Source organism: Aggregatibacter segnis (assembly GCF_003130075.1).
GTDB classification, from domain to species: domain Bacteria; phylum Pseudomonadota; class Gammaproteobacteria; order Enterobacterales; family Pasteurellaceae; genus Aggregatibacter; species Aggregatibacter segnis_A.
Genome location: NZ_NRCW01000004.1, coordinates 167449 through 180645, shown reverse-complemented (window position 1 = coordinate 180645; position 13197 = coordinate 167449). Strand labels below are relative to the sequence as shown.

General features: G+C 43.2%; 10 protein-coding genes. 1 reads left to right on the top strand and 9 read right to left on the bottom strand.

Annotation, left to right across the window (positions count from 1 at the left end; genetic code table 11):
- Nucleotides 1-12 precede the first annotated feature (12 nt).
- Nucleotides 13-963, top strand: a complete 951-nt coding sequence (prmB, locus tag DK415_RS06165; protein WP_109432891.1) for a 50S ribosomal protein L3 N(5)-glutamine methyltransferase — start codon at nucleotides 13-15, stop codon at nucleotides 961-963.
- An 80-nt stretch (nucleotides 964-1043) separates the two neighbouring features.
- Here the strand turns inward: prmB and sucD are convergent, their stop codons facing one another.
- The 9 genes from sucD to proQ form a co-directional block, all read right to left on the bottom strand.
- Nucleotides 1044-1916 (bottom strand): succinate--CoA ligase subunit alpha, encoded by an 873-nt coding sequence (gene sucD, locus DK415_RS06160; RefSeq protein ID WP_109432890.1) that lies wholly within the window; start codon nucleotides 1914-1916, stop codon nucleotides 1044-1046.
- An 11-nt stretch (nucleotides 1917-1927) separates the two neighbouring features.
- On the bottom strand, nucleotides 1928-3097 hold the full coding sequence (sucC, locus tag DK415_RS06155) for an ADP-forming succinate--CoA ligase subunit beta (protein WP_109432889.1): 1170 nt from the start codon (nucleotides 3095-3097) through the stop codon (nucleotides 1928-1930).
- 86 nt (nucleotides 3098-3183) lie between these two features.
- Entirely contained in the window at nucleotides 3184-4389 is a 1206-nt protein-coding gene (odhB, locus tag DK415_RS06150; RefSeq protein ID WP_109432888.1) for a 2-oxoglutarate dehydrogenase complex dihydrolipoyllysine-residue succinyltransferase, read from the bottom strand.
- Between the two features lie 116 nt (nucleotides 4390-4505).
- Entirely contained in the window at nucleotides 4506-7310 is a 2805-nt protein-coding gene (sucA, locus tag DK415_RS06145; RefSeq protein ID WP_109432887.1) for a 2-oxoglutarate dehydrogenase E1 component, read from the bottom strand.
- A 221-nt stretch (nucleotides 7311-7531) separates the two neighbouring features.
- Nucleotides 7532-8173, bottom strand: coding sequence for an MBL fold metallo-hydrolase (locus tag DK415_RS06140; protein ID WP_109432886.1), 642 nt, complete (start codon nucleotides 8171-8173; stop codon nucleotides 7532-7534).
- Between the two features lie 69 nt (nucleotides 8174-8242).
- The gene (gene mepK / locus DK415_RS06135) at nucleotides 8243-8803 is read right to left on the bottom strand and encodes a peptidoglycan L,D-endopeptidase MepK (RefSeq protein WP_109432885.1); all 561 of its coding nucleotides are present in this window, start codon (nucleotides 8801-8803) and stop codon (nucleotides 8243-8245) included.
- Between the two features lie 67 nt (nucleotides 8804-8870).
- Nucleotides 8871-10334, bottom strand: a complete 1464-nt coding sequence (locus DK415_RS06130) for a L,D-transpeptidase family protein (protein WP_109432884.1) — start codon at nucleotides 10332-10334, stop codon at nucleotides 8871-8873.
- A 74-nt stretch (nucleotides 10335-10408) separates the two neighbouring features.
- Nucleotides 10409-12466, bottom strand: a complete 2058-nt coding sequence (gene prc, locus DK415_RS06125; protein ID WP_109432883.1) for a carboxy terminal-processing peptidase — start codon at nucleotides 12464-12466, stop codon at nucleotides 10409-10411.
- A gap of 72 nt (nucleotides 12467-12538) precedes the next feature.
- Nucleotides 12539-13147, bottom strand: a complete 609-nt coding sequence (gene proQ, locus DK415_RS06120; RefSeq protein WP_109432882.1) for an RNA chaperone ProQ — start codon at nucleotides 13145-13147, stop codon at nucleotides 12539-12541.
- Between the last annotated feature and the right edge of the window lie 50 nt (nucleotides 13148-13197).

Below are 13197 nucleotides of genomic sequence, written 5' to 3'. Positions count from 1 at the left end.
TACGAGAAAATCATGAACCAAATTACCTTTAATCAGGAACTTATTGACGATATTTATTCCGCCAACGTGCAAGAAGAACTGCACACGATCAAAGATTTCCTACGTTGGTGCTACAGCACCTTCAATCGTGCCGACATTTACTACGGACACGGCTATGACAATGCTTGGGATGAAACACAACAATTGGTCTTAGCTACCTTGCACCTCCCAGCTGATTTCCCAAGTGAATTGTATGACACCCGTCTCACTACGGCAGAAAAGCTTGAAATCATCCGTTTGGTCATCATCCGCATTGAAAAACGCATTCCTGTTGCTTACTTAATTCACCGTGCTTGGTTCTGCGGCTTAGAGTTTTATGTGGATGAACGCGTGATTGTTCCTCGCTCTCCCATCAGTGCCTTGATTGAACAAGGATTCGCCGGCTTATTAACACGTGAACCGCAACGTATTTTAGATATGTGTACCGGCAGCGGCTGTATTGGGATCGCCTGTGCGGAGCGCTTCCCTGAAGCCGATGTGGATGCCGTTGATCTCTCTTTTGATGCATTAAATGTTGCCGAAATCAACATTGAACGCCACAATTTAACTCACCGCGTCTTCCCGATTCAGTCGGATTTATTCTCCCGTTTATTGGAAGAACAGTATGATCTCATTGTCACTAACCCTCCTTATGTAGATCTAGAAGATCTCTCCGATATGCCGGAGGAATTTCACTACGAACCGGAAATGGCTCTCGGCTCCGGCAATGATGGGTTAACTATCACCAAAGAAATCCTGCGCCTAGCACCAAATTACTTAGCGGATGATGGCGTATTAGTCTGTGAAGTGGGCAACAGCATGGTACATTTAATCGAACAATTCCCACAAGTGCCGTTTAACTGGCTTGAACTCGCCAATGGCGGCGTAGGTGTATTCGCTTTAACTAAAGCCCAATTGCTTGAACATCAACATGTGTTTCAATAAACGGGAACAATAAAAAGAAAAAGTGCGGTCGATTTTAAAAACGTTTTTAAAACCAACCGCACTTTTTTCATTCAAGGCAATTATTTATTCAACATTTCTCTTAACGCTGAACCGATTTCTGCCAAACTTCTCACGGTTTTCACACCGGCAGCTTCCAGTGCCGCAAATTTTTCATCAGCAGTCCCTTTTCCGCCACTGATAATGGCACCGGCATGCCCCATGCGTTTGCCTTTCGGCGCTGTCACGCCGGCAATGTAGCTCACCACCGGTTTGGTCACATGTTCTTTAATGAACGCTGCCGCTTCTTCCTCCGCGGAACCGCCAATTTCGCCGATCATGACAATCGCTTCCGTTTGCGGATCTTCTTGGAATAATTTCAAAATATCCACAAAGTTGGAGCCTGGGATTGGATCGCCGCCGATACCCACGCAAGTCGATTGACCAAAACCTTCGTCCGTGGTTTGTTTCACGGCTTCATACGTCAACGTACCTGAGCGAGAAACAATACCGATTTTCCCTTTTTTATGAATGTTGCCCGGCATGATACCGATTTTGCATTCTTCCGGTGTAATCACGCCCGGACAGTTTGGCCCAATCATGCGCACACCTGTTTGGTTCAAACGTTGTTTCACCACCAGCATATCCAAGGTTGGGATGCCTTCGGTGATACAAATAATCAATTTAATCCCAGCATCAATCGCCTCTAAAATCGCATCTTTACAGCCCGGCGCTGGCACATAAATCACCGTTGCTGTGGCACCGGTTGCCTCGACTGCATCGCGTACGGTGTCAAACACAGGCAATCCTAAATGGGTCGTGCCACCTTTATTTGGTGAAACGCCTCCCACCAGTTTAGTACCATAAGCTAATGCCTGTTCGGAGTGGAATGTACCTTGACCGCCGGTGAAACCTTGGCAAATCACTTTTGTATCTTTATTAATTAAAATTGACATGCTATTGCTCCTTATGCGTTAGCCTTTGCCGCTTTCACCGATTCTACCGCCGCATCAGTCAACGTTTGGGCAGCAATAATATTCAAACCGCTCTTCGCTAAAATTTCACGGCCTAACGGGGCATTATTACCTTCTAAACGCACCACCACAGGCACGTTGACACCCACTTCGTTCACAGCCGCCACAATCCCTTCAGCAATCAGATCGCAGCGTACAATGCCACCGAAAATATTGACGAGTACCGCTTTTACATTTTTATCAGAAAGGATGATTTTAAAGGCTTCCGCAACGCGTTCTTTGGTTGCACCACCGCCCACGTCCAAGAAGTTCGCCGGTTGACCGCCGTGTAACTTCACAATATCCATAGTACCCATGGCAAGCCCTGCGCCGTTCACCATGCAACCGATATTGCCGTCTAATGCCACATAGTTAAGTTGGAAACTTTCCGCTAAGGCTTCGCGCGGGTCTTCTTGGCTTGGATCTTGCATTGCGGCTAAAGCCGGTTGACGATATAGCGCATTGCCATCCACCACGATTTTGGCATCTAAACAAAGGAGGTTCCCCTCTTTTGTAACCACCAGTGGGTTCACTTCTAATAAGGACAAATCTCTTTCGACGAACATTTTTGCCATTTGGGTAAAAATATGGGCAAATTGTTTCACTTGATCGCCTTTTAAACCCAATTTAAACGCCAGCTCACGCCCTTGATATGGCATACCACCGGTAAGCGGATCAATCGCCATTTTGTGTAATAAGTGCGGTGTTTTTACCGCGACTTCTTCGATATTCATCCCACCCTCAGTGGACACCATGAACACCACACGTTGAGAAGCACGATCGAGCACCGCGCCTAGATACAATTCACGTTCAATTTGTGAGCCTTCTTCTACATAAATCGTGTTTACCGGCTGACCATTAGCATCCGTTTGGAAAGTGACCAAACGTTGCCCTAACCATTTACTCGCAAACTCTCTGACTTCCGCTTCGTTGCGTACAAGTTTCACGCCACCCGCTTTACCGCGTCCACCGGCATGCACTTGACATTTCGCCACCCAAGCGTCACCGTCTAACTGTTTAATCGCCTCTGCCGCTTCATCTGCGGTTTTACAGGCAATGCCTTTGCCCACCGGCAATTTGTATTCGGCAAAAACTTGCTTACTTTGATATTCATGTAGATTCATAGAAAATCCTCTGTTAAATGCCCTAATTTTTATTGTCTGTTGAAACAAAGAACCGCCTGCCTTACGCACACGCGGTTCTTCTTTCTTTAGATTTCTAGCAATAATCTTGTTGGGTCTTCCAACAATTCTTTCACGGTGACCAAGAAACCGACAGACTCACGGCCATCAATTAAACGGTGGTCATAACTTAATGCCAAATACATCATTGGACGAATCACCACTTGACCATCCACAGCAACCGGACGCTCTTTAATGGCGTGCATACCCAAAATAGCGCTTTGCGGTGGGTTGATAATTGGAGTGGACATCAAAGAACCAAACACACCACCGTTAGTAATAGTAAAGTTACCGCCGGTTAAATCTTCCACAGTCAACTTACCATCACGTCCTTTTTCCGCTAAGGCTTTAATCGATTTTTCAATGTCTGCCATAGAAAGGTTGTCGCAATCACGCAATACCGGGGTCACCAAACCACGTGGCGTGGAAACCGCAATACTCACGTCAAAATAATTGTGATAAACCACATCGTCACCGTCAATGGAGGCATTCACTTCCGGATAACGTTTTAAGGCTTCTACCACCGCTTTGATGTAGAAAGACATAAAACCTAAACGTACGCCGTGTTGTTTTTCAAATTTTTCGCCGTATTGTTTACGCAAATTCATGATCGGTTGCATATCCACTTCATTGAATGTGGTTAACATCGCTGTATTATTTTTGGCTTCCAACAAACGTTCGGCAATACGTTTACGCAAACGGGTCATCGGAACGCGTTTCTCACTGCGTGCTGAATAAGCCACCGTGCTGACGGTCGTTTCTGCCGGTTTAGGTACAGCTACACGTTTTGCAATAACCGCCTCGACGTCTTCGCGGGTAATACGACCGCCAACGCCAGTGCCTTTCACATCAGATGCTTGAATATCATGTTCCGCTAATAAACGACGAACTCCCGGACTTAACGCATCCGTGGTATGAGGCTCATCCGGCACTTCGGTACGACGATCCGCCGGTGTCGGTTCTGCCATTTTTTCCATGGCTGCTGCAGCGGCTGTTGCGGAAGCTTCCAATTTACCCAACAACTGTTTACTTACGACTGTGGCACCTTCATCTTGCACGATTTCACTGATCACGCCGTCTGCTTGCGCCGGCACTTCAAGCACCACTTTGTCTGTTTCAATTTCCACAATCACTTCATCGCGTTTCACCGCATCACCTGCTTTTTTATGCCAAGTGGCGACTGTTGCATCAGCAACTGATTCAGGCAAATCCGGGACAAGAATTTCAATAGTCATAATTTCATTCCTTTTTTGTATTCATTTAGCTAAGTATCAATGTTGTTAAGCATAAAGTGCGGTCGTTTTTCAAGGTGTTTTTAAAACAAGCGAAAAATACACCGCACTTTAACGAATTAAAGCGTCAATGCATCTTCCACCAATTGTTTTTGCTGTTTGGCATGCAATGACAAATAACCTACCGCCGGTGAAGCAGAAGCCGGGCGGCCGGCATAAGACAATTTGGCATTGTCCGGAATCACTGCCTCAAAGTTATGTTTACTGCAATACCAAGCCCCTTGGTTCAGTGGCTCTTCTTGACACCATACAAAATCCGTTACATGTGAATAAGGCGCTAAAGCGGCTTTCACATCGTCATGCGGGAACGGATAAAGTTGCTCAATACGAATGATAGCCACGTTATCCTGTTCATTTTTACGGCGTTGCTCCAATAAATCGTAATATACTTTACCGGCACACATCACCACACGTTTCACATTTTTCGGATCAAGGTTGTCAATTTCACCAATGACCGTTTGGAATGTGCCGTTAAGCAATTCATCCATACTGGACACCGCTAACGGATGACGTAACAAGGATTTCGGTGAAATACCAATTAACGGACGACGCATTTTACGAATCGCTTGGCGACGTAACATGTGATACACCTGCGCCGGCGTTGAAGGCACACAAACTTGCATATTTTGTTCTGCACAAAGCTGCAAATAACGCTCCAAACGGGCAGATGAGTGTTCCGGGCCTTGTCCTTCGTAACCGTGTGGTAGCAACATCACTAAACCACACATTCTGCCCCATTTTTGTTCGCCGGAGCTGATGAATTGGTCAATCACGATTTGCGCCCCGTTGGCGAAATCACCAAACTGAGCTTCCCAAATGGTTAAGGTTTTCGGATCCGTGGTGGCATAACCATATTCAAAGGCAAGCACCCCTTCTTCGGTTAAAACGGAATCCCATACTTCAAAGCGACCTTGATTGGCGTGTAATTGGGTTAATGGCACATAGCCGGTACCGTCTTTTTGGTTATGTACGACGGCATGACGATGGAAGAACGTACCACGACCGGCATCTTCACCGGATAAACGCACATGAATGCCTTCATCCAATAAAGTGGCGTACGCCATGGTTTCCGCCATCCCCCAGTCTAATAATTTTTCGCCTCGACCCATTTCTTGGCGGTCGGTGTAGATTTTTTCAACACGAGGGTGCGGCTGCACGTAATCCGGATAGTGAGAGACACGTTTTGCTAAGGTTTTAAACCGCTCTTCCGGGAATTTACTTTCATACGGCGCCGTCCAGTCATAGTTGAGATACTGCAACCAGTCCACTTTTGCCATATCCATCGCACGCCATTCCGGCACGACACATTCACCATTATCCAAGGCATCACGGTATAAATTGGCAATTTCAGTGGCATCTTCTTCTGTAATCACACCTTCTTGAATTAAACGATTGGCATACACTTTCGGCGGGGTCGGGTGTTTTTTGATAATGCCATACATCATCGGCTGAGTCGCTAACGGTTCGTCGGCTTCGTTATGACCATGACGACGGTAGGAAATCAAATCAATGAAAATATCCCGTTTAAAGACCGCGCGATATTCCACCGCCATACGGGCAGCAAAAGCAATCGCTTCTGGGTCATCGCCGTTCACGTGAATAATCGGCGCTTGAATCATTTTGGCGATGTCGGTACAAAACTCGGTAGAACGAGTATCGTTCGGGTTAGAGGTGGTAAAACCAATTTGGTTATTGATCACAATACGAATCGTACCGCCCACTTTATAGCCACGCGCATTGGACATGTTTAAGGTTTCTTGCACGATACCTTGACCGGTAACCGCGGAGTCACCGTGCACCGTTACCGCCAACACTTTATTATGTTCGGTGTCTTGTTTACGGGTTTGTCTTGCGCGGACGGAACCAATCACAACCGGGCTCACAATTTCTAAATGAGACGGGTTAAAGGCAAGTGTCAGATGTACTTTTTTATCATCCACAGCAAAATCAGAGGAGAAACCTTGGTGATATTTCACGTCACCGGTGCGATTATCTTCCGCATGTTTACCGGCAAACTCATCAAATAAGTCGCTTGGGCGTTTACCAAACACGTTGACTAACATATTTAAACGGCCACGGTGCGCCATGCCCAAGACCACATCGTCCATCCCATTACGGCTGGCATGACGAATAATCTCTTTCATCATCGGAATAAAGGCATCGCTTCCTTCTAAAGAAAAACGTTTCGCGCCCGGGAATTTCGCGCCTAAGTAACGCTCTAAGCCATCCGCTGCCGTTAATTCTTTCAGCAAATTGATTTTTTCGTCTTTAGTGAAAAGCGGTTGTTGAATCCATTTTTCTTGTTTGCTTTGCAACCAATTACGCTGTTCCATATCATGAATGTGCATAAACTCAAGCCCGATATTGCCACAATAGGTGGCTTTCAAGTCGCGGGCTAAATCACGGAGCTTCATGCTTTCCTTGCCATAAACGGCATAGTCGATATTGAAACTTTCGTCCAGATCAGCGTCGGTTAATCCATGTTGGTGATAGTCTAATTCAGGTACCGAGGAAGTTTTCCAACGGTAATAATTGAGGGGATCGAGAGTGGCTTCAATGTAACCACGGGAACGGTATGCGTTAATGAATTGTAAAACTTTGACTAATTTCGCACTCGCTTCCGGATCAATCACGGTCACGCTCTGTCCATGATTTTCTCGCGCTAAACGGCGGAAATAATCGCGCACCGTTGAATGGGGTTGCTCAAGTGCGGTGGATTTGGGCAGCGTTTTAAAAATTTCCTGCCAACTGGCATCCACACTGTTCGGGTCCTCAAGATAACTTTCATAAAGATCCTCAATATAAGACTGATTTGCCCCACCTAGTGCACTGGAGGAGAGCCATTCATGTAAAGAATGCTGCATACATACCACCTTAAGATTTAAATACGCTAACAAACAACGTAACGGTAAATAAAATACAGAAGAATTTTCTGCGCTTTGAATGCTCGCATTATGCCAAAAGCATTCATTTGATACTGTGATCTAGGTTTGAATTTTTACAAAAAATTAACTTTTGTATAAAAAAAGAGCAGTGAAAATATTTTCATTTCTCACCGCACTTTCTAAAAAATTAAATAGGCAATTTATTCGCTCGCTTTGACATAAGGGTTGGTTCGTTTTTCTTCACCAATAGTGGTATAAGGCCCATGCCCAGGTACCACAATCATATCATCCCCCAAAGGGTATAATTTATTACGAATAGACGCCAAAATTGCCTCATAGTTGCCCCCAGGGAAATCTGTTCGTCCAATGCCATTTTTGAACAACACATCACCGGTAAAAGCAATACGTTTTTGATGTTCTATAAAACCGATATGCCCTGGCGTATGTCCCGGCAAGTGTAAAACCTCAAACGTGAAATCACCGATATTGAGCGTTTCACCATCCTGATCTAACCAACGATCCGGTTCAAAAGCAGACACCTCAAACAGCATGCCAAATTTTTCTGACTGTTGTGGCAAGTTTTTAAACCAATAATCATCTTGCGAATTAGAACCCCAAATTTGGACATTAAAATGCTGTTTTAATTTTTCTGCCGCCCCCACATGGTCTAAATGACCGTGAGTTAATAAAATCACTTGTAAATTCAGCCCAAGTTCTTCAATCCGTTTAATTAGTTTTTCCGCTTCGCCACCCGGATCAATAATTGCCGCTTTTTTTTCATCGTCCCAAATTAAAGAACAATTTTGTTGAAATGCCGTTACGGGGATAATTTCAATGTTCATACGATACTCGTCATATTTTTCGGTAAAAAAACCGCACAAAAGTGCGGTCTAAATTTCAGATGTTTTTTACTAACTACCGCGCCAAGTACGCACCGGACCGGTATCCATGTGCACAAAATTACTGCGCGGATAAAAACCGACACCACCATTTTGTAGCGCATCAACCGCATCGCGTACTTTCGCTAACGGAACACCATCAATGCGAAAATCAATGGCTTGTCCACGAATATGGTAGCTATTACTTGCGACTCCTCGGCTACGACGATGCATTGCCGCATTGCTGGCAGCAGAACGATAGCCACAAATAATTTGAATTTCCGTGTTGCGTAAACCGAGATTTTGTTGCACCTGATAGAATTTGGTAAAAAGATTTGGGTCCATTCGATGAACCTGATTGGTACGCTTATCACGCAGAAGGTGGTCTAATAATCGCAAAGTGGCATTAGTGAAACCACGTCCAAGCGCAAATTCTGCGCTCAGTTTCTCGCCGGTATTAATGTTACGAAAACTTAGTAGGCGGGGTTTGGGCGTTGAAACAGCCGCTAAAACCGTATTCGGCAAAAGCGAAGCGCCTAATACAATTCCCCCTAACGATAACCATTTACGTCGACCATGGTTAATATGACTCATTATGTATTTCCTAAATATGATCGCAATCCGTTTACTTGATTAAAGTTACCAAACTAAATCCCACGGATTAAAGTTGAATATAGTGTTTTAAAATATCCCAATTAATATAACTTAAATCAGGCGTTTTGTCATAACCGTAAATATCCGGCAAAGTATGAACTTGGTCTTTATCCACCCATGCAGTGACATAATACAAAAAGACCGGATTGTCGGATGTAATACCAACAGAAGTTGTTCTCCTACTTTTCAACACATTTTGTTTTCTTTCGTCCGTCCAACCCGCTTCTTGCAATAGAATAGTGGCCAACTGATCTGATTTTTCCACACGGACACAACCAGAACTTAAGGCACGATTTTTATTGCCGAATAAATTACGTTTCGGTGTATCGTGCAAATAAATTGCCTCAGAACTCGGCATATTGAATTTATAGTTCCCTAATGCACTGTTATCACTTGGTGCTTGGCGTAAACGATATGGAAATCTTTTCGCTGACATATTTTCCCAATCTATAGTGTAAGGATCGATGGTATTACCACTGCCATCAATAATCGTATAGCCATGGCGATAAATATAACTCGGATCTTTACGTACTTTTGGAATAATATCTTCGTTAATCAAACGGGTTGGCGCATTCCAAGGCGGGTTCACTACCACATTACTCAAACGACTAGACATCACCGGCGTTTTACGGCTTGATTGTCCAACAATCACACGGGAACTTAAAACCACTTGTCCATCGCGATAATAATTGAGTTCGTAACTTGGAATATTCACGAAAATACCATCTTGGAATGCTGGTAAAATGCGTAAACGTTGAGCATTAATCGCCAAACGATGCAATTCAACCATATTATGCTTATCAACACCCGCTTCAATCACATGAGCAACTCGCTCTGATGTTTGCTTAAAGAGCGCATTTTCACCGGAAAGATTTTTCACAAAAGAGAAACTATCATTATTTTTGACCGCACTTAACCATGCAGACACTTGCTCATAGCTTAACTGACCGGCTTTATAGCTATTGCCTGCATATAACCATTTTTGTGCAGATTTCGCTACATTGGTGGCATAAAACAAATAATCTAAAAATGCATCGGTTAACAGAACATCTTCAATTAACTCATCTTTTCCAGTCGACTCATAGATCGCATTTAAAGCATTTGCTGAGCGTTTTGAAATTCCCCCCGCAATCGCTAAGGCATAATCGTGTAAAAATTGCTGCTTGGCCTGATTATCTGTCCAAATTGGAGAAAAATGATTCTCAACATAAATTTTGGCAATTAAAGGTTTAAATTGAAGAGAAATATCACCAAAACGCTCAGAAAAGCGTTTTTCAGCTTCAAGCGCCAAGCGTTCTTCTTCGGCCTTTTTCTCTGCCGCTAAACGCGCTTCCTCGACCTTATTTTCTAGCTCCAACTGCTGTGTGGCGAGAGTTAAATCACTTTGCTGTAATTCTTCTGCAGCGGCATTCCCCACATAAAGCACGCTTATCATCGCGAGAGTAACTACTTTAAACGTTCGAGTATTCATCAACTTACCTTAATTTTTATAAACTTTCTTAAAAACGACCGCACTTAGAAAAGTGCGATCCAAAAACAAGAGATTTATTGATTTGCAGACTTATCAGCCTGTTTTATTTCAGCCTTTTTCTGCTCAAATTTAACCATATCTGCCGCAATTGCAGCTGCCTCTTTCAAGAAGAAATCCGGCGCTTCATAATCTTTCGGCAAATCATCAATATCTTTCAATGGCTTTTTACCTTCACGTTTGAAACGCTCATTAATGTCTTTCAAACGTTTCTCGTCATCTTTATCATTTTCCGCTTTGCGTTTTTGATAATTTAACGACAAGAACTTACGTTCACGACGTTCATTACGCACTTTTAAATCTTCGTTAAGTGCAATAAATTCCGGATTTTTCGCCATGCGGTCATTATGTTTTTGTACCAATTCGGAGACCGGTTCGCGTGCTTCGCTCACCTCAGAATAATTCACTGACGGAATTTTATCCCATGGCAACGCATTATCTTCTTTTTCTTCACCGTATTCTTTACTATCAATGACATCTGGGAATTGAATATCTGGTGCAACACCTTTCAGCTGTGTGCTACCGCCATTGATACGATAGAATTTTTGAATCGTATATTGCAATAAACCCAGTGGCGTTTGATCCAAGTCGTAAACAAAATTCAAGGAACGGCTTTGTTGAACGGTACCTTTTCCATAAGAATTTTGCCCAATAACGATACCACGATTGTAATCTTGGATTGCCGCAGCAAAAATTTCAGAGGCTGATGCACTAAAACGATTGATCATAACCAATAACGGACCGGTATATTGTTGCGCATTATCCGGATCTTCATGTACACGAATACGTTGATAAGCATCGCGAACCTGAACAACCGGGCCATCGCTAATAAATAAACCGGTTAAACCAACGGCTTCTGTTAAAGCACCGCCGCCATTTTCACGAAGATCAACGATTAATGCAGACGCTTTTTTCGCTTTTATGTCGTTAAGTAATTTTTTGACATCTTCTGTTAATCCCAAGTAAAAACTAGGAATCTTAATCACAGCAACATCAACACCATCCATTTTCTCAATCGTTAATTTTGCTGCTTGGTCTTCAATACGAATTTTGTCACGTACCAAGGTAACAATACGAGACTTGCCACCTTTAGCCGATTCAACTTCCAAACGAACTTTAGACCCTTTTTTACCTTTGATCTTGTCAACAATGTCCTCTAAGCGCCAACCGACTACATCTTCAATTTCACCTTTTTCTTGGCCTACACCAATAATTTTATCGCCAGCTTTAAGTTTTTTGCTGCGTTCTGCCGGCGCGCCAGGCACTAACGATTTAATACTGGTTTCATCGTCTTCAGACTGTAACGTAGCGCCAATACCTTCCAAAGAAAGATTCATACTTTCATTGAAGCTTTTTGCCGTACGAGGCGCTAAATAACTGGTATGTGGATCGATTTCACGGGCAAATGCGTTTAAGTAGGTTTGTACCACATCATCCGCTTTGGTTTGAGTCAATCGACGAATGGCCAAGTTATAGCGTTTAACTAATTTCTCTTTAATTTCAGGCCATTTTTTGTCTTTTAATTTCAAATTGATGATGTCATTTTTGACACGCGCTTCCCACAATTTATCGGCTTCCGCTTCCGTTTTAGGCCATGCGGCTTTTTCACGATCAATTTCAATTTGCGTATCATCATTTAAAGCGGGTTCTTTATCCAACAAAGACAATGCGTAACGATAACGCTCATAACGACGTTTCATCATTAAATCATAGATATTAAACGCAATATCCAAGTTGCCTGCATTCAATTCATCATCAATTTTTTTGCCATATTTTGCGCGTAAATCATCAATATCCGACTGTAAAAAAGTATTACGGTTAAAGTCTAACCCTTTGAGATAACGGTCAAAAATCTTCTCAGAGAATTCGTCATCTAATTGAAATTTACGATAATGAGACTGCGTCAAACGTGTTGTTGCGCGCTTCGTGGCAAACATATTCGCTTCAGAAGGTTGCAGTGCAACAATATCTGAAGGCTTTAACTTAGGTTGCACCGCATCAACAACACCCGCATTAAGAAACAACGTTCCTAATACAAGTGCGGTCAAATAATTTTTCGTTTTAGTCAATTTCATTCAAACTTTCCTAATATATACGGCAAAAACAAAATGAAGTTATCTGCACAGATAACTTCATTAAAAGTTGGTTTAAGCAAATAAACGATCCGCTGTGACGTTTACGACTAAACCGTTATCTAACTCTACGCGGGCGGCCTCGTTGGAGAATTCCAACACTTTGGCATTTTGCGCTCTGTCGCCCACTTTGACCTTCACCTTCTGACCTTCTTGTAACTCTGCCATGTTTACGCTGGTCAGCACTAATTTAGGTTTACGTACCGTTTTTTCACCCTGTTTTGGAGCACGACGCGCCGGGCGTTTTTTCTCAGTTACTGCCTTGGCTGCTTTTTCCGCTGCGCGTTTTTGTGCAACCAATGCTTTAGCTTCAGCTAATTGTTGAGCAGCATGATCCGCATGTTCCTGTTCTAATTCACCAGCCGGATTGCCTTGTAAATCCACACGCACGGCACCTACTTTACAACCATGTAAATAGCGCCAGTTAGACGTATATTGACGCAAAGCATGACGTAATTGTGTTTTACTTACGCGTTCATCATCTTTTAATGCTTCACTTAAATCTTGGAACAAACCGATTTTTAACGGTTTTGCTTCTCCCTCAAGAGAAAAACAGAGCGGAAATTTTTCCGCTAAATAAGCAATTATTTCTTTATTATTAGTTAATTTTTGTACTTCTGTCATGACGAAATCCTGTAGACATCCTATGTAGATTTTGAATAGAAAAAACTTGC